The following is a 17,557-nucleotide window of genomic DNA, read 5'->3' on the forward strand; positions in this document are numbered from 1 at the left end:
CCCGACGGGCTAAAAGGCTCGGCATTGGCTGGTGGTGGGTCCCCATTCACATCAGGGCGTCAGGCGTTCGACCGACCGCCAGCTGATGCCCTCGGCTGGATCGTCTGGGTGTGCTGGCTCGTCCGTGACGAGCGCGACCACCATCGTCTTGCGAACGCCGTGGGCCAGCCGGACGTCGAGCGAGAGGTCACGCGGCTCGAAGTCGTGGGTGCTCGGCACGACCCGGATCAGGTGCTCGGAGTGGCCGAGGTCGTCGACCGTGTCGACGGTCGCGTACGTTCGAAAGTCGGCGCCGAACTTGTAGCCGGTCTTCGGGACGACGCCGCGTTCCCGAAGCGCGGTGTAGACGCGAAGCCGGCGATCGAACCGGTCGCCTTCGACAGCTCTGCCCCGCTCGCGAACGGCACCCGGATCCAGGTCGAGCACGCCGACCGACGCGAGGTGGGCCGCTTCGAGCAGCGAGCACTGGATGGTCGGTGTCTCACCGTCGTACTCGCGGCCCTCCAGTGGCTGGCCGTAGAAGGTTCGTTCGTAGAGTGCCGTCGGTGGGTTCCAGATCACGACGCGGTCTTCGAGCAGGTCGGCGCCGACGCCGGTTTCCGACGGGTCCATCCCATCGGTACCGAGTGGGACGAGTCCCGGATCGGTCACCCGGACGCTGTCGCCCGTCACCGTCGGCGTGGCCACCTCGAGGTAGGTAATCTCGCTCTCTTCGTCGACGACGGCGAGGACGCCGGGTTCGAGCGCCGTCGCTGGGACGTCCGTTCGCTCGCCGAGGACGCGGAGGGCGTATTCGAGTTCGCCGTCGTTCGGCCCCTTGCCGCGCGGGTAGACGGCGAAGTCGGTGTCGTCGTCGACGCCGTCGAACGCGTCGGGGTCGATCCAGGGCTCACGTGCCGGCGAGAGGTACAGTCCCCGGGCACGGAGGTCGGCGTAGACGAGGTAGCGGACGGCGAAGTCCACCCCCGGCTCGCGGGCCGTAAAGCCCCGAAAGCCGACTCGCTCGCCGTCGACGCGGACCCCGTCTATGTTGTCCGTGTAGAGCAGGTGGGCCGCTTCGACGGGGGAGAGGGCGATCTCGTTGCCCGAGAGCGGGTAGCCGTAGCCACGGGCGTCGTGAAACCGCTGGCGAGCGTCGCCGCCGAGTCGAACGACGTCGCTGTCCAGTTCGCCCTCGAGTGCCATGGGCGTCGTTGAACGCGCTGGCACAAAGGGGCTACGAATCGACGATTTCGGGCCGTCAGAGCGTGTGTCGGTCGGCGGGTATCTAGACCTGTCGCTTTCTCCTCCGGGTACCAAATATCTGTCGTTTGACACGGTGGTCGGTCGGTTCTGGGGGACGACCGAATTACGCCGAACGGGTCGAGCGGACTGGCGCTGTCTCACCGGATGAAACGGTGTATCGACCCGTAACATGAGGTGACTGTCGTGGAAACCGGACGCCAATGTTCGGATCGACACCACGGTGCGAGGGTGGGCCGTCGACGTCTAGAAGGCGGCTCCGTCTCCTCGGGGTACTGCTCGTGGGCACGCTGGTGCTGGTCGGTGGGATCGGCGGCGCCACGATTGGGGACGGGGCCGCGCTCGATGGGCTCGCGACGGACGACGGGTCCCCCACCCCGGCCCACTCTGGCGACTCGACGACAGTCTACGGGACCTGTGAGACGACGGTTACGGACGGATCGTCCGTTCAGGATGCGGTGAACGACTCGAGCCCCGGCGAGACGATCTGCGTGGAGGCCGGTGAGTACGCCGAGTCCGTCACGATCGACGTCGAGGGCCTCTCGCTGGTCGCCGCAGACCCTGTGGATCCGCCGATTCTCAACGGGAGCAGCCTCGAGGAGGGGACGAACGGATTCTCCGTCGATGGCGCCAACGACGTGACCGTATCCGGATTCGAGGTTCGCGAATTCGCCGGGAACGGCGTGCACGCCATCGAGAGCGACGGACTCGAGGTGACGGACGCTGCGGTACTCGACAACGATCTCGTCGGTGTCCTCGTCAACGGATCGGCCGGCGCAACTGTGCGTGGGATCAACGCCACGAACAACGGCTGGGCGGACGACGTTCCGGGAATCCGCCTCTACGAGTCGCCCAACGCACTCGTCGAGAACAACACGGCGAACAGCAACGCGCGGCAGGGAATCAACGTCTGGGAGCACTCGGACGGTGCCGTCGTCCGGAACAACACGGCGAACGACAACGATCGCAGCGGGATCTACGTCCAGGACGCCGACGACGCCGTCATCGAGGATAATACGGCCAATTCCAACGGACTTCGAGCGGTTCACCTGGAGGCGATCAACGTTACGTCGATCCAGAACACCACCGTTCGCAACACCGTCGGCGTCTCGAACACTCAGAGCGGCATCCTCGTTCAGGGGGCCGACGGCACCCTTCTCGAGGGGAACACACTGGAGGACAACGCGCTCGGGTACGACGAGGAATCTCACGGCATCTACGTCACCGATTCGAGCGACGTCGTCGTCATCGAGAACGAGGTCACCGAAACGCACACGACGGGGAACTATTTCCACGACGAGTCCGGGGTGGGCGTGTTCGTCGAGAACTCTCCCGACCCACGAATCGAGTCCAACGTCGTCGACGCCAATCGGCGGACCGGAATCCAGATTCACGAATCGGCGCGGGCTCACGTCGAGGCAAACGCCCTGGACGACAACAACATCGACCACGACGAGCCGCTCGACTCCGGTATCACCCTCAGCGGCTCGCCGAACAGCACCGTCGTCGGCAACGTGGTCGAGCGTCACGCGAGCGCGATGCGAATCGGCTCGAACGAGACCCTCGTCGAAGCGAACACCGTCCGGGACAACGACGACGGTATCAACGTCATCTCGACCGAGACGGGCGTCACGGTCAGGGACAACCTCGTCGAGGAGAACGTCGGTTCGGATGCGGGCGATGGTCGCGGCATCAGCGTCTTCGGAGTGAGCGACGTGCTCGTCGAGAACAACACAGTGAGAGCGAACACGCTTGGAATCAGCGCGTCGACGAGCGGTGACCCGATTACGAACGTCACCGTCCGAGAGAACACGGTAAGCAATCACGAGGAGTTCGATACCGGACTGACGCACCAGGCCAACGGCATCGCGCTCGGAAGCGTCGTCGGCGCGACCGTCGCGGATAACGTCGTCACCGACAGCGACCGGGAGGGAATCAGGCTCCGGGACGACGTCGACGAGATCGCCGTGGCGAACAACTCCGTCACCGGACACGACGTCGACCTCGGAATCGAGGGCGTAACGAACGCGACCATCGTCGAGAACACCTTCGCGTCCGGGCTGGTGCTCTACGGTGACGACATCGATGAACCCGAACTCGACCACTTCGATCACCAGATTTCGGACAACACGGTCGGCGGCGACCCATTGTACTACGCCGTCGGCGAAGACGGCGGATCGGTCGAGGGGAGTTACGGCCAGATTGTCCTGATCGACACGACCGACGTGACCGTCGACGATCACGCGTTCTACGGCCCGGCGGTCGGCGTGCAGGTCGCGCTGAGCGACGGCGTGGCGGTGACGAACACGACCGTCTACGGTGGTGCCAACGGCATTATCGGAACGAACGCGACGGGGTTGACCGTGACCGACAGCGCGGTCGTCGGCTCGGGCGACGGTATCTCGCTGCACGGCGACGCGAGCGGAACGACCGTCCTCGGGAGCACCGTCTCGACGACCGACCGCGGAATCTTCGTCGCGGAGACTACCGAGGACGTGACGGTATCTCAGAGCGCCTTCCGTGACAACGAGATCGGTCTCGAATCGGACGTATACGATCAGGCACACAACGCGAGCGCGACTGACAACTGGTGGGGCGACGAGACGGGGCCGAGCGGCGACCGTACCGACCCAGTTACCGGTGTGACGGCCGATGGATCGGGAGACGAAATTGCCACGCCGGTCAACTACGAGAACGTCGCCTTCGACCCGTGGGAGCCGGACGCCCCGGGCACGTTCTTCGGCGTCGAGATTGACGTCTACAACAGTCTCTACGGCGAGGAAGGTGACACGCTCGAAGTGAACGTGACGGTGACCAACCACGGTGACGAAGCGGGCACGCAGACGCTCGCACTCTTCGATCCGGCGTGGACCGCGCTCGACGAGAAAGCGGTTACACTCGACGCCGGAGAGTCGACCGACGTTGCGCTCTACTGGGAGACCCAGATCGGGGATGCAGACACCGAGGAACTCTTCGCCGCGAGCGAGGACTCGATGGATGGCGCCGACTGGGTCTGGCTCGATCCTGCACCCGGCGGATTCGACGTCGCGATCGATTCGACGAACGCACCGGTAACGGAAGGTGACCCACTCGACGTCCAGGTGACCGTCGAGAACACCGGCGGCGAGGAGTCTACCCAGACGATCGAACTCGAACGGTTCGACGGCCCCGTGGTCGATTCGACCGAGGTGACTCTCGGTGCGCTGAGCTCCGAGCAGCTCACGCTCACCTGGGAGACCGAGGCGGGTGATGCGGGCGACGGCGAGGTGACGGTCCTGAGCGAAGACGATTCGGTGAGTGAAGCGGTCAGTATCGATGAGCCCGAGACGACCGGAACGGTCGCCGGCACCGTCGTCGACGGGGAGACTGGCGATCCGATCGAGGGCGTCTGGGTGGCACTCAACACTGGCAGTGAGAATGTGGACTCGACGACGACCGACGCCGATGGCACGTACGAACTCTCGGCCGAATCAGGCACCTACGACGTCATCGCCGCCGTCGAATACTACGACCCTCACACCGAACCGGCCGTCGAGATACCTGTCGGTGAGACCGTATCTCAGGATTTCGAGCTGTTCCCGACCGACAGTTCCGGAACGCTCGCTGGCACCGTCACCGACGCCGCCGATGGCGACCCGATCGAGGCGGCGACCGTCGAACTCCTCGACGGCGACGGCGAGGTGCTCGAAACGGCCACGACCGACGACAGTGGCGCCTACGAACTCAGCCATAGCCCTGGCACGTACGACGTCCGGTTCGGCGCCGCCACGTACGAATTCCTGACGGTCGAGACCGTCGAAATCGAATCCGACGCTGGTACCGAGGAGAGCGTTGCACTCGATCGGGAGACGATCGGCGCGCGCTTCTCGATCGCCATCACGGACGTGACCGACCCCGTCTTCGTCGGCGAACCGCTGGCGATCGAGGCCGCGGTCGAGAACACCGGCGACGAGCAAGGTACCCAATCGATCGAACTGCACGCAGGCGGCGACGTTCTCGAAGCAACGACCGTGACACTTGGCCCCGAGGAATCGACATCTGTCTCGCTCGAGTGGGTGCCCGACTCGGCCGACGTCGGCGTCCACGACGTCTCGGTCTGGAGCGAGGACGACGTCGACCACGCCTCCGCCGAGGTGCTTCCCGAGGGCGCCGGCTACGTGGTCGGGGCCTCGCTCGATGTCTACGATGGCGACGAGTCGGTCCTCGAGCAGGTATCGATCGATGCCGCCGTCGACGGTGACGACGTCTCACTCCGGCTGGTCTCGGACGATTCCGAGCCGACCGACGATCCATCTGACGCGATCGCGGCCGAACGTGATCTCTCGTCAGTCGGCGTCGATCCCGGAAGCACCTGGTTCGAGATCGAGGTCCAGCTCGAGAACGTCGAGCCCGACGCGCTCGGTGGCACGGCCGAACTCGAGGAGTGGTGGACCGAGTCGAACGCCGACGGGACGACCAACGTTACCGTCCGGGCGACGACGCTCGGGACGGAGGTCCTGATCGACTGTGATACCTACGACGAGGCCGACGACTGCGAACCGCCGCTCGAGGCGTGGCCCGATCCCGAGTCGGCCGCGACGCACTCACTCCAGTCGACCGTCGACCTCACGCTGAGCGACCTGTCGGCGCTCGCCGAGGGTGATGCAACGGCTGGGGCGCAGGTGATCACCGACGCACAACGGTTCGGATTCGACGAGGCGGACGGGGAGCGACTCACCGTCGACCTCGGGGCCCCGGCCCGCGGCGTCGACGACCAGCCGAACGAGGGCATCTTCGTCGGGACGGTCCCAGACGGCCTGTTAGACGCCTGGGGCGTCGAGACGACGGACGAAATCGCCGTCGAGTACGGCGACGACCCCGTCGATTCGACCGTCACCGAGACCGCCGACGGCTATCGGGTCGATGTCGACCTCACGCACGGGGACGGCCCGATCACGATTCGTCCGGACGTCGACGAACCGGCGACGTTCGAGGTGTCGGTCCAATCGACGAGCGACCCCGTTCCCGAAGGGGCGACGATCATCGTCGACGCGATCGTCGAGAACGTCGGCGACGAGACGGGCTCCGAGATGGTCCAGCTGACACACCCAGCGCAGGGGCTCCTCTACGAGGTTCCGGTCGTCGATCTCGAACCGGGCGAGACGCGACTCCTCGAGTTCCAGTGGTGGACCGAGGAGGGAGACGTCGGGACGCACGACCTCTCGGTCGTCACCGACAGCCACACGGCCGAGACGACAGTCGAGGTCGAGGAACTCGGACTGGGCGTTTCGGTGTTCCCCGAACCGGCGACCGAGAACACGCCGATCATCTTTCAGACGACGTACGCGGACGATCCCGTCTGGGACTTCGACGACGGCGCGACAGCGTTGGGTTCGAAGGTGTATCACTCCTTCGAGGACGCCGGCACGTACGACGTGACGCTCACGGACGGCGAGACCACCGAGACCGTCGCGGTCGAGATCACCGAGCCCGAGATGACGATCGTCCAGCTGGACCCCGTCTACGGTGGCCAGCCGCTGCAGGGAGTCCCGTGGGAAGAAACCTTCCAGGCGGGCGTCTTTTCCGACGAATCGGTCGAGCAGGTCACCTTCGAACTCGACGGGGAGACGATCGTTCGTGACGGTTCGACGGGAGCCTACGCCGCGACGTTCGACCTGGGCGAACTCGACGACGACGCCGAACTGACGATCACCGCCGAAGATCAGTTCGGGGCAACGACCGAGGCGACCCGCATGGTTCGGGTCACCGACGCGCCAGAGTGGATCCAGTGGATTATCGACGGTGACGGCGACGTCGTCGTCGACCGGGAGGCCGGCACGATCGAGGCGCGGCACACGCCCGTCGACGTCGAGCAGGAGCTCGGCATCGAGGGAGTCCCGGTGCTCCCCGACGTCGACCTCCAGTCGTTCGAACTCTCTGCCGACGCCATCGCGGCGTACACGGCCGACCCGGTCGGCGCGGACGTCGAGGGCGACGGCACCCTCGGCGCCACCCTCCTCGGACAGGGGATCGGCGGCGAGATCGATGCCGACGGAACCGTCGACTCGACGCTCTCACTCGAAACGGCGACGATCGCCGCCTCGGCGTCCAGAACGGGGATCGAAGGCCCGACCGTCTTCGGCGGTGCCGTCGAGGGCCAGGAGGACAACCAACTGGAGGACGTCATCGTCCCCTGGACGATCGATCCGAGCGTCGAGTTCGAGGGCCACTTCGGTGAGGACTTCTCGTTCGAAGAGGGAACCGTCCAGTCCGGCACCGACATCACCATTCTGCACGCGGCCGAACTCTTCGGCTGTGGGGTCTTCGCCGAGGGCGGCGGCGGGATGACGGCCTCGTTCGACGTCGGTCCGGAGACGGACCTGAATCCCGGCGGCTCGCTCTCGGTCGACGGCGAAATCGTCCTGGATTGTTACTACGAGTTCGAGTTCGAACTCGGCCCCTTCGAAGGAGACGTCGGAAGCGGTGGGCTCGGTCTCCAGGCGACTGGCGCACACCCAGGACCCGTCACGGTTAGCCCGCCGTCGGCAGACGGACCGAACCCGTTGCCTGGCGTTCCCACTGTTGACGACGAGTTGGGCGGGGGTGACGTCGACGCGGCCGCTCTCGCGACCGACGTCGAGACGACCGATGCCGACGGGACCGACTTCGACCGACTGACCGATCGGCCGTTCGAGGACACGCAGCCAGCGATCGAGACCGTCGGCGACGAACTGATCGTCGTCTACAGCGCGCAGAACGAGTCCAAAGCCGCCACGGACGGCCGAGACCTTCGCGTCCGGACGCACAACCTCACGACCGGCACGTGGTCGGCCGCCGCGGACGTGACCGACGACGACGCGACCGACGAAACGCCCGCACTCGCGGCGAGCCAAGACGGGACCGCCGTCGTCTGGTCGACGCTCGAAGACGCCCCGCCGATCGAGGCGGTGGAGACGCCCGCCGATCTCTTCGGTCACTACGAGATTGCCGTCGCTATCGACGACGGTGCTGGCTGGAGTGAACCCGATCAGCTCACCGTGAGCGAGCGGCGACAGCACAGTCCGTCCATCGTGGCGATCGACGGTGGCTGGCTGGTCGCCTGGACATCGACCGCGGCGGACGGCTCCGATTCGAACGTCCGTTACACGGTTCTGGACGATGAGGGCGAACGCGAGACGATCGAAACGATCGAGAACGCGTCTCATCCCGCCGTCGGCACAGATGGAGGCGGCGCCACACTCGCCTACGCGGCCGTCGACGACGCTGGTAACGAGACGGTCGTTACCGCACACGTCGACGGCGAGGGACTCGTCGAATCTCACCGCCACGCGACGAATAACGTGGTCGCGGTGACGACCGCCGACGGCCGTACTGTCTGGGCAAACGCCAGTAGGAGTAACGTGCGCGTCTTCGACGCCGACGGCGAGGGTAGCCCCACCGAACTGGCGTTCGAAGATGAACTCGTAAACGTCGACGAACTCGAACTCGACGCACACGAGGACGACGCCGTACTCACCTACCGCGCTCGCTTCGACGGGGGATCGACGGTCGATCTCGGCTACCGCCTCGACCGCGGCGACGGGTGGATCGCCGACCACGCGTACGCGGAACTAGCCGACGAGAACCTGACCGCCTGGCACGCGGACGTGGCTGTCGGTGAGAGCACCGACGCGTTCTACTCGACGTTCGCCGTGCAGGAACTCGACCGGTCGGCCGTCAACGACGTGTTCGTCACCGAACGCGCGTTCGCCCCGGCGTACGCGATCGAGGCGACCGCGTCAGCGGCGTCCGCCGGCGACGAGTCGACGATCGCCTACGACCTCCGGAACGTAGGCGACCGGCCGTCCACCGGTGACGTGACCGTCGTCATCGAGAACGAGACCGACGTCGTGGAGGTGCCGATCGACACGCCCCTCGAACCGGGAGTCACGGAGTCCGGGGAGATCGACGCGATCGTCGACGCGAGCGGGACGTTCGACGTTTCGGTCGCCATCGACGACGGTGACGCCACGAACGGTGTGGCTGATACAGCCGACACCCTCGGCGACGCATCGACATCGGAAACAGCGGACGAGACGACCGTCGTCGCCGCGACGCCGCGCCTGTCGGTCGACTCGGTCGACTCGTCGATGATCGACGGCGGTGACGGAAACGTGATCCTGGTCGAAGCCGTGATCGACAACGCCGGCGGCGCCACGGCGGTCGACGTCCCGATCGCGTTCGACGACGGAACGGAGGCGCTCGAGACCGTCGACCTCGGCGCGATCGAACACGGTGAGAACGCGACCGCGACGATCACCGTAGACCCTGATGCGATCGACACCTCGGTCGCCGACAGTGTCTCGATCGGAACGGGCCAGTCGATCGACGAGTCCGCCGTGGCCAACGGCGCCCGTCCGACCTGGTTCGTCCAACCGGATCTGGACGTTGCCGGAGTCGAGTACCTTGACGTCGGGGGAGACCAGGTTGCGGAGGTGCTGATCGCCAACCGCGGGTTCGCGTCGGCGAATACGACCGTCACCGTCACGGACGAAGCCGGTGACGTTGTCGGTAACGCGACTCGATTCGTCGCGGAAGCGACGCTCGAGGAACCCGCCTTCGAGACCGTCGACGTCCCGCTCGAGGGAGTGGCCGAGGGAGCGGCGATTACCGTGGTCGCAGATACGACGATACCGGACGCCGATCCGTCGACGACGGGACTGACCGACGAGGTCGGTCCGTTCGCCGACGTCTCCCGTCCGTCGTTCGCGGTCGACATACACGCCGACGAGACTGTCGGTCCGAACGACGAACTGGCCGTCACGCTCGACGTTGCGAACCCAGGATATCGGTCCGATACACAGCCGATCACGTTGTTGGTCGACGGCGCGGAACTGGAGACTCGAACGGTCGCGCTCGATCGTGGCGAAAAACGGACGGAAACGTTCGCCGTCGAACCGGTCGCGGGGGCCGAGACGATCGACCTCCTCGTCGAGAGCCTGACGCCACAGGACGCTAAAACGGTGACCGTCGACGGCGACGATCCGTCCCCGCCGCCCGCGCTTCCACCCGTCCCCTCGCCGGATCCCGCCTCGTTCACCGCCGTCGACCTCGACGTCCCATCGTCCGTCGACGCCGGCGATTCGGTCACCGTCTCGACGACCGTCGAGAACGTCGGCGAGGAGACTGGTACCGCGACACTTGCGCTCTCCGTCGACGGCGAGGTCGTGTCCGAGGAACCGATCACCCTCGACGGCGGTGGATCGATCACGAGTACGTTCGAGCTGTCGACCGCCTCCCTGGACCCGGGATCGATCGAAATTGCGGTGGCGATCGACGGCTCGTCGAGTTCGACAACACTGGAGATCGTCGACGAAGCCGATTCGGCCGGTGGCCCGTCCGACGATCCCGCCGAAACGCCGGCACCGAGCGAGGACGAGTCGGACGACCCTGCAGCTGATGCGCCCGGAGACGATGCGGACGATTCCATCCCCGGCTTCGGCGTCGAAGTCGGCTTGATCGCGCTCCTCCTCGTCACCGCCGCCCGCATGAAACGACGGTCGGGGACGACGTGGCTGTCTGACGGCGCGCGTCGCCTCCGTTCGGGATGCCGATTCGACCGAAATCGCTCCGACGCGAACGGCGACGATTCCCCGCCGGCGGCGTCGCGAGTCAACCGTCGCGAACCATCGGCGGCCGATCGTCCGACGAACCGTCGCCGATGGCTTCGCCTGTGTGCCGGCGTTGGCGTCGTTGGCACGGCCGGCTGTCTCGGGGACGACGATTCGGGTGGTGACGGAAACGACGGGTCCACCGGGCCCGACGGTGGCCCCGGCGGGGTGAGTGACGATGACGCATCAGGGGGCGAATCCATCGAGCTCGGGCCCGAAGACGGCTGGTCGGAGCCCCACGGCGATGTCGAAGTCCCCGACCAGCCTGGGACGGCGATTCTCCAGGTCGGTGGCGAACGCGTCGAACTGACCGGCATCGGGTACGCCGGCGAGGAGCCCGGCGTGACCGGCACCACGGGCGCCGAACAGTTCGAGGCGGACGGCACGTTCATGGGTGGTGCGTTCCAGGGCTCGGAGATACAGGTCGCCGTCACGCGGATGATCGGGTACGAAGACACGTCCGGTACCTGGGCGGCGTCCGACTCGATTTCGTTCGCCCGCGGCGGCGTTCGGCTCGGCAACGTCATCTACCGCCTGTACGAGGATGGAAGACTCGCCGACTCGGAACTCGCAGGCGACATTCCCGGGCGGCGATTCGTCGACGAATCGTTCGTCCGAATCAGCCCTGACGGCGTACTCACCGCCGTCGAGACGATCGAGAGCCACGAGGACGAGTCGCTCGACGGCCAGTTTGCGTTCGGTGCGCGACTTCAAGACGGCTGGAATCAACGGTAATCGACGAACCTCGATAAGTGCCCGAGACGCCGCTCACTCCGCCTTTTCTCCCCGATCTGCCGCTCGTCCCGCCAGCAGGTAAGCGGCGCCCCCGATACTCGCAATCGCGCCGAGGATTCCGGGACCCGGGAGCCCGTCGTCATCGTCCGCTCCGTCGGCCCTGCCATCGCTCCCGGAAGAGGGGGTATCGGTGCCGCTCGTATCGCCGGTACCCGCTTCCCCGTCCCCGTTCGCTTCGGGTCTGGTCCCCACCGCGGCCGCTTCGGCCCACGCGTCGTGATGACCCGACGTCCCGAGCATCACTCGGGAGTCCTCGCTCGAGCCCGACACGCCGGCGTCGATCGCGTGGACCCGGCCGTCCTGTCCATCGGTGCTGGCGACGTAAACGATCCCGTCGACGACGGTCGGTGCCGTCATGTCGGGGTGGAGCCCGTGATCGAGATCGTCGTCCCGGACCTGCCACGCTTCCTCGCCGCTCGCCGCATCCAGAGCGAACACTCGGGCGCCCCTGCTACTCACGAAGACGCGGCCGCTGGCGACCGTCGCGGCGCCGATCCGGCCGCCGGTGTCGTATCGCCACTCCCGGTCGCCGCTCGTCGCGTCGATCGCGTAGAGGTGGTCGTCGTGGCTCCCAACGTAGACGACGCCATCAGCGACCGTCGGCGTCGATGTACCGTCGCCGTCCGTATCGAACCGCCACTCCTCCTCGCCGCTCGCCGCGTCGACGGCGTGCAGCGAGCCGTCGATGGCCCCGACGTAGACGATTCCGTCGGCGACTGTCGGGGCGGCCTCGACCGGCGCGCCGACGTCGTACGTCCACTCCTCGTCGCCGTCGGTATCGACCGAAACCAGCACGCCATCGCGGCCGGCGGCGTAGACCCGGCCATCGACGACGACCGGACTTTCACCGAGCTCGTGCTCGTCGTACGTCCAGCGACTCTCGCCGGTCCAGAGATTCGTCGCGTGGAGGTACGGCGGCCCGTCGTGGTTGGTCGTGTACGCCGTTCCGTCCGCGACCGTCGGGGCGCTCACGCGGGTGGTGACCGAGCCGCCGACGTCGGCCTCCCAGATCCGCTGACTCCGCGCGTCAACCGCTTGCAGATCGTAGGCCATGAGTTCCTGGTTGTTCGGCGCGACGGTGACGATATCGTCGACGACGTTCGGCGCTCGGTTCGTCGTCGCATTCGTGTAAATCGTCTCCACTTCGTCGCCGGTCGTGGCGTCGATGACACGCACGTGCGTGCAGGTCGTTCCCGCGTAGACGCGCCCGTCGACGACCGTCAGTGGCGCCTCGAACGTCGCCGGAGGCGGGCTACAGTCGACCGCTTCGTCGCCGTACGTCCAGACGACGGTGCCACCGTTTGCGCCCTCGGCGCTCGCGGCGCCGACGCCGCCCAGCCCCGCGACGGCGACGCCAGTGATCGCCCCCGTTCGAAGCAGCGTCCGTCGGGCGATAGGTTTCGCCTCGCTCTCGGGTGTCCGCGGGCGATCCGACCGGCTCGTAGCGGGATCGTCGTTCGTGGCGGCGGTGTCGTCCGTCGATCGGCTTCGAAATAGTGGTGTATCAGCCATTGTTGTCTCTCGTGGAAAGATACTGTCAGGTCCGTCGGCTCCGTCGACTCGCCCGACCGAACCTGTTCTCTGTCCACGTCTACACGCCCGTTCAAACGAGACCGCCCTCATGTTACGGGTCGCCATACTGTTTCACCGCGTGAGACGACGGTTAGTCGCGAGTCGCCGACGTCTCGCGCCACCCGGGATGGCGTTCGACGACTTCTTCAGGGGCGCAGGCCAGCAGTGCTCTGGCCCGCTCGTCCCATTCGTCGATGGCGTCATCCTCGTCGGCCGTTTCGACGAGCGCCGCCAGCGTTTCCATGGCGAAGTGGTAGGCCTCGACCGATTCGAAGTACTCGAGCGCGTTCAGGTAGCACTCGCGAGCCGCGTCCCCCTCGCCTTCCTCGGCCGCGAGCTGCCCCAGGAACCGGTCTGCCTGCGCGACCCAGAAGGCCGCCTGTACGTCGGTTGCCCCCTCGCGAACCTCGCGTGCGATCGATCTAGCCCGCTCGTTGTCGTCGCGGTCGCGGGCGAGTTTGGCCATTCCCAGGCGTATCTCCAGCCCGATCAGGCTCTCTTCGTCCTCGACGGCCTCGAGCGCGGCGTCGAATCGCTCGCCGGCTCGATCGATCTCGTCGGACAGGCGTGCGATCTCGCCCAGGCAGTGGTGGCTGCCGGCGATCTGGTGGGACAGACCGACCTCGGTCGCGATTTCTAGGGCCCGCTCGCCGTACTCGCGCGCCCGGTCGACGTCTCCCTGTCTACCAGCGATCAGACCGAGGTTGGTCAGCGACTGGACCATGTCGCTCCGGTCGGCGAGTTCCTCTTTGATCTCGACGGACTGATTGTAGTACTCGGTCGCTGTCGCGACGTTGCCCTGGCGGGCGTTGATCTGGCCGATGTTGTGCAGACACTTCGCCGTCCGGTGTCGGTCGCCGATCTCTCTGGCGAGTTCGAGCGCCTGCTCCTGGTAGGCGAGCGCGTCGGGGAAGTCGCCTCGCTGTCCCGCGATCGTCCCGAGGGTGGTCGTCGTCGTTATCACCAGCGACGTATCGCCGATCTCTCGCTTGATTTCGAGGCTCTCCTCTAAGAGCTCGATCGCCGCGTCGAAGTTATCCAGGTGCTGTTGGAGTCCGCCGAGGTTGTGAAGGGCCTTCGCGACGCCAGGACGGTCGCCAACGCGCCGACTCCCTTCTAAGCTTCGCTCGTAGAACTCGATCGCTCGATCGTACCGTTCGCGCCGGAACGCCACCACGCCGAGGTTGTTGAGACAGTTCGCGACGGCGTGTCGGTCGCCGATCGACCGCATGATCTCCAGGTGCTGTTCGAACAGTTCGGCCGCCCGGTCGTTGGCTCCCCGGTGCCAGGCGACGTTGCCCATCGAGTTCAGCACCTCCGCTTCGCCGCGTCGATCGCCCAGTTCCCGACGAATCTCGAGACTCGATTCGAAGTACTCGAGGGCCCGGTCGTAGTCGCCGCGGTCGGAGGCGATGGCGCCGATCAGGTGCAGCGTTCTGGCCTCCTGGCCGGGACGCGACTGCGCTCGGAACGCCTCCAGTGCTGCGTCGTAGTGCGGTTCGGCCTCGTCGTAGTCGCCCCGGTCGGCCAGCGCTCGGCCGAGACAGCGGTGGGCTCGCGCGCACAACGTCGGCCGGTCTTTGCCCTCGAGAAGCGATAGACACGCACGACAGCTGTCGATGGCCTCGTCGTACGCCCCGCGGTTGATGGCGACGCGAGCCAGTCCGAGCAGGCGTTCGCCACGCTGAGCGATGGTGTCGTTCGGTATCCGTTCGAACGCTCGCTCCGCGCGATCGTAGTAGCCGCCAGCGAGGAACAGTTCTCCGAGCCAGATCGGTATATCCCGAACCGTCGCATCCGAACATTCCTTCGGGAGATCGATCCTGTCCCGTTTCCCATCGCCGAATAGCGGCGCCAGTTGCGACCGATGCTCGCCCACGGCGTACACCGCTTCAACCGTCTCGTCGACCCATCGCCGCGGCTCGTCACGAATCTCGGCGAGTCCGAACGGTCCGTCGACGTGTCCGGCGATCCGATCGATCCGCGCCGGATCCGCCGCGAGTGCGAGGACGTCGCTCACGACAGTCCCGAATTGTTCGGCGGCCCGTTCCGCTCCCGCCGCTTCGATGACGTGTGCGAGAAGCGCCGTCGACCACTCCTCGTGGACCGTCCGGTACCGCCCGCCGCGTCCGGGGAAGAGAACCCGTCCCTCCAGGCGGGAAATCGCGTCGTCGACGGCGTCGAACGCCGTTTCGTCCCCGACCGCGTACAGGAGGCCCCGATCGATGCCGATTCCCGCCGCGTTGAGCACGTTGGCGAGGATACAGACGGATCGAGCTGTCTCGTCGTTTGCTACCTCGTCGTAGACCGCGGCGACAGCGTCTTCGAGCGCGGTCGGTTCGTTTGCGAGCGGGTCGGCGTACGTCGAGAGCCGGTGGACGAGTCGGAGCAGTTCGTGCGTCCTGTCGCCACCTTCGGTGGTCTCGTCTCGAATCGACGACCACAGCTCCTCGGCGGGGACGTCGAACGCGCGTTCGACGGTCCGTTCGAAGTGGTCGACGAGTCGCTCGCAGTCTCGCTCCCGGAGCGGCGGGACGTACGTTACCTCGAGACCGGTGCTCTCGGTCGACCGGGCGATCCGCTTTCGCCACTCGCTCTCGCGGGAATCGAGGAGCACGCTGACGTCCTCGCGATGACCGATCCGCTCTAGCACCTCGAAGATGGCCTCGGCATCCCCTCTAACAGCGTCTTCGACGACGACGAGCGCGTGGCCGTCGGCGGCCGTCGCCGTCGCGACGAGTTCCTCGATCGATTCGAAGGAGCGGTCGTGGTGCGCCTCGCGATAGTACACCGGTCCGCGGTCGCGCTCGTACCAGTCGCAGGCGACTTGCTTGCAGATCGTACTCTTTCCGGATCCCGGCGGCCCGAGAACGATCGTATTTCGCCCGTCGCGGAGCGCCTCGGAGACGGAGTCGGCGATTCCCTGACGGTCGTCGGCTCTCTCCTCGGCGCTGCGACCGTCTCTCGATCCGTCGGTCTCGGTTTGAACGGGTCGGTCGATCGCGTAGCCGGTGTGCACCTCGGCGAGCGAGAGCCCGGCCCGCCAGGCCATCGGCGGCTTCGCGACGGGTTCGTTCCGAAAGTACTCGCCGTCGATCCGAACGAATCCGTCGCGTTCGAGTGCCACCGGAAGCGATTGTCCGATCGCTGGTGACTCTCTCCTCCGAGTCGGCTGCGATCGATCGCCGGGAAGCAAGTCGACCGTCCGGTCCGTTGCCGTCTCCCGATAACGCTCGTACTGCGTCGTCGCCCACGAAACGCCGCGGTCGGTTCGGTTGAAGAGCGCCCCGTGAATTCCGCCAGTTTCGGCGTGGACGACGAGATGCGCCTGGCCGGCCGCCGGTCGACCGCGGTCGGAGTCGCGTTCGAGCAGTCCGAGGCCGTACGGCGGAACCTCGCCGACGTACACGGTGAATGCGTCGGCCTGAGCGAGCACAGCCATTCGCCGCGGAAACTCGCTTCCTAACGTTTGAAACACCGCGGCGGATACCACGAGCTCGACCGGTTTCTCCCGGGTGACGGCCAGCTCGTACAACGCCCTAACGGTCCGCGATTCCTCGATCGTCGGAACCAGCGCCCGGTAGGCCGTCGCCTCGCTTACAGCCTCGACGAGCCGATCGGCCGGTCTGTAGGGTGCCGGCTCCGTCGCCAGGATCCCGTCGGCTCCCGTCACCAGATCGTACGCGATGTCGGTTTCCGCTGGCAGGGGAGCGAGGATCGCGTGCGTCGTCAGGATGTCGTCGAGCGTCTCGAGGTACTCGGTAAGTTGATCGCGAGCGAACCGGCCGGTGAGCGTCGCTTCGATACCGTCGTCGCCACGTCGGGCGAGGTCGAGCGCTTCGAGTTCCTTGATCGCCCGATGGACCGTCGACCGAGCCTGGCCCGTTTCGTCGATAATGTCGCGAACGTGTGCTGGCGATACACAGAGTCGATCGAGGAGATCGAGCCGGCTGAGTAGCGTTTCCGCCTCACCGCTCCGGTCGGTTGACATTTGTTGATTCGGACATCGCTTCCATCTGCCTTATATTCATCGTGCGTGAAGCCTGGCAGTTCGAAACCGTTGTCGGCGGGTTTCCTCCGGTTCGGACGGTGCCGTTCTACGCGGCGAAACACCGTTTCGTCCCGTAACATGAGGTGGGTCTCGTCGCAAGTGATCGGTGGACCCGAACCAGGCCCGTCCGTTGGCCGTACCGTTACCGGTCGAATCGGACGCTGGTACGTGGATCATCAATGACTGTCAGTATCCCATTACAGCAGCGACCCGGAACGGATCGATCGATCGGCCGCCTCGAGGCGCGCCTCGACGAAACGCCAGCAAC

The 17,557-nt window shown here is 66.3% G+C and carries 4 protein-coding genes; 1 reads left to right on the top strand and 3 read right to left on the bottom strand.

Annotated elements, in window-relative coordinates; all coding sequences use genetic code 11:
- Window positions 1-51: 51 nt before the first annotated feature.
- Window positions 52-1,185, bottom strand: a complete 1,134-nt coding sequence (gene endA, locus HALRU_RS00715; RefSeq protein WP_015299501.1) for a tRNA-intron lyase — start codon at window positions 1,183-1,185, stop codon at window positions 52-54.
- Window positions 1,186-1,445: 260 nt separating this feature from the next.
- On the opposite strand from endA, the gene HALRU_RS00720 reads away from it, so the two are divergent.
- On the top strand, window positions 1,446-11,606 hold the full coding sequence (locus HALRU_RS00720) for a right-handed parallel beta-helix repeat-containing protein (RefSeq protein ID WP_015299502.1): 10,161 nt from the start codon (window positions 1,446-1,448) through the stop codon (window positions 11,604-11,606).
- A gap of 33 nt (window positions 11,607-11,639) precedes the next feature.
- Here HALRU_RS00720 and HALRU_RS00725 read toward each other — a convergent pair whose 3' ends face one another.
- Entirely contained in the window at window positions 11,640-13,178 is a 1,539-nt protein-coding gene (locus HALRU_RS00725) for a PQQ-binding-like beta-propeller repeat protein (RefSeq protein WP_015299503.1), read from the bottom strand.
- A 151-nt stretch (window positions 13,179-13,329) separates the two neighbouring features.
- Window positions 13,330-17,229, bottom strand: coding sequence for a tetratricopeptide repeat protein (locus HALRU_RS00730; protein WP_015299504.1), 3,900 nt, complete (start codon window positions 17,227-17,229; stop codon window positions 13,330-13,332).
- Between the last annotated feature and the right edge of the window lie 328 nt (window positions 17,230-17,557).

Origin of the sequence: Halovivax ruber XH-70, assembly GCF_000328525.1 — an archaeon.
Lineage (GTDB): Archaea > Halobacteriota > Halobacteria > Halobacteriales > Natrialbaceae > Halovivax > Halovivax ruber.

Bases quoted from the DNA above. Each gene is read 5' to 3' on its own strand.
- endA (WP_015299501.1), bottom strand. From the start codon at position 1,185: ATGGCACTCGAGGGCGAACTGGACAGCGACGTCGTTCGACTCGGCGGC.
- HALRU_RS00725 (WP_015299503.1), bottom strand. From the start codon at position 13,178: ATGGCTGATACACCACTATTTCGAAGCCGATCGACGGACGACACCGCC.
- HALRU_RS00720 (WP_015299502.1), top strand. From the start codon at position 1,446: ATGTTCGGATCGACACCACGGTGCGAGGGTGGGCCGTCGACGTCTAGA.
- HALRU_RS00730 (WP_015299504.1), bottom strand. From the start codon at position 17,229: ATGTCAACCGACCGGAGCGGTGAGGCGGAAACGCTACTCAGCCGGCTC.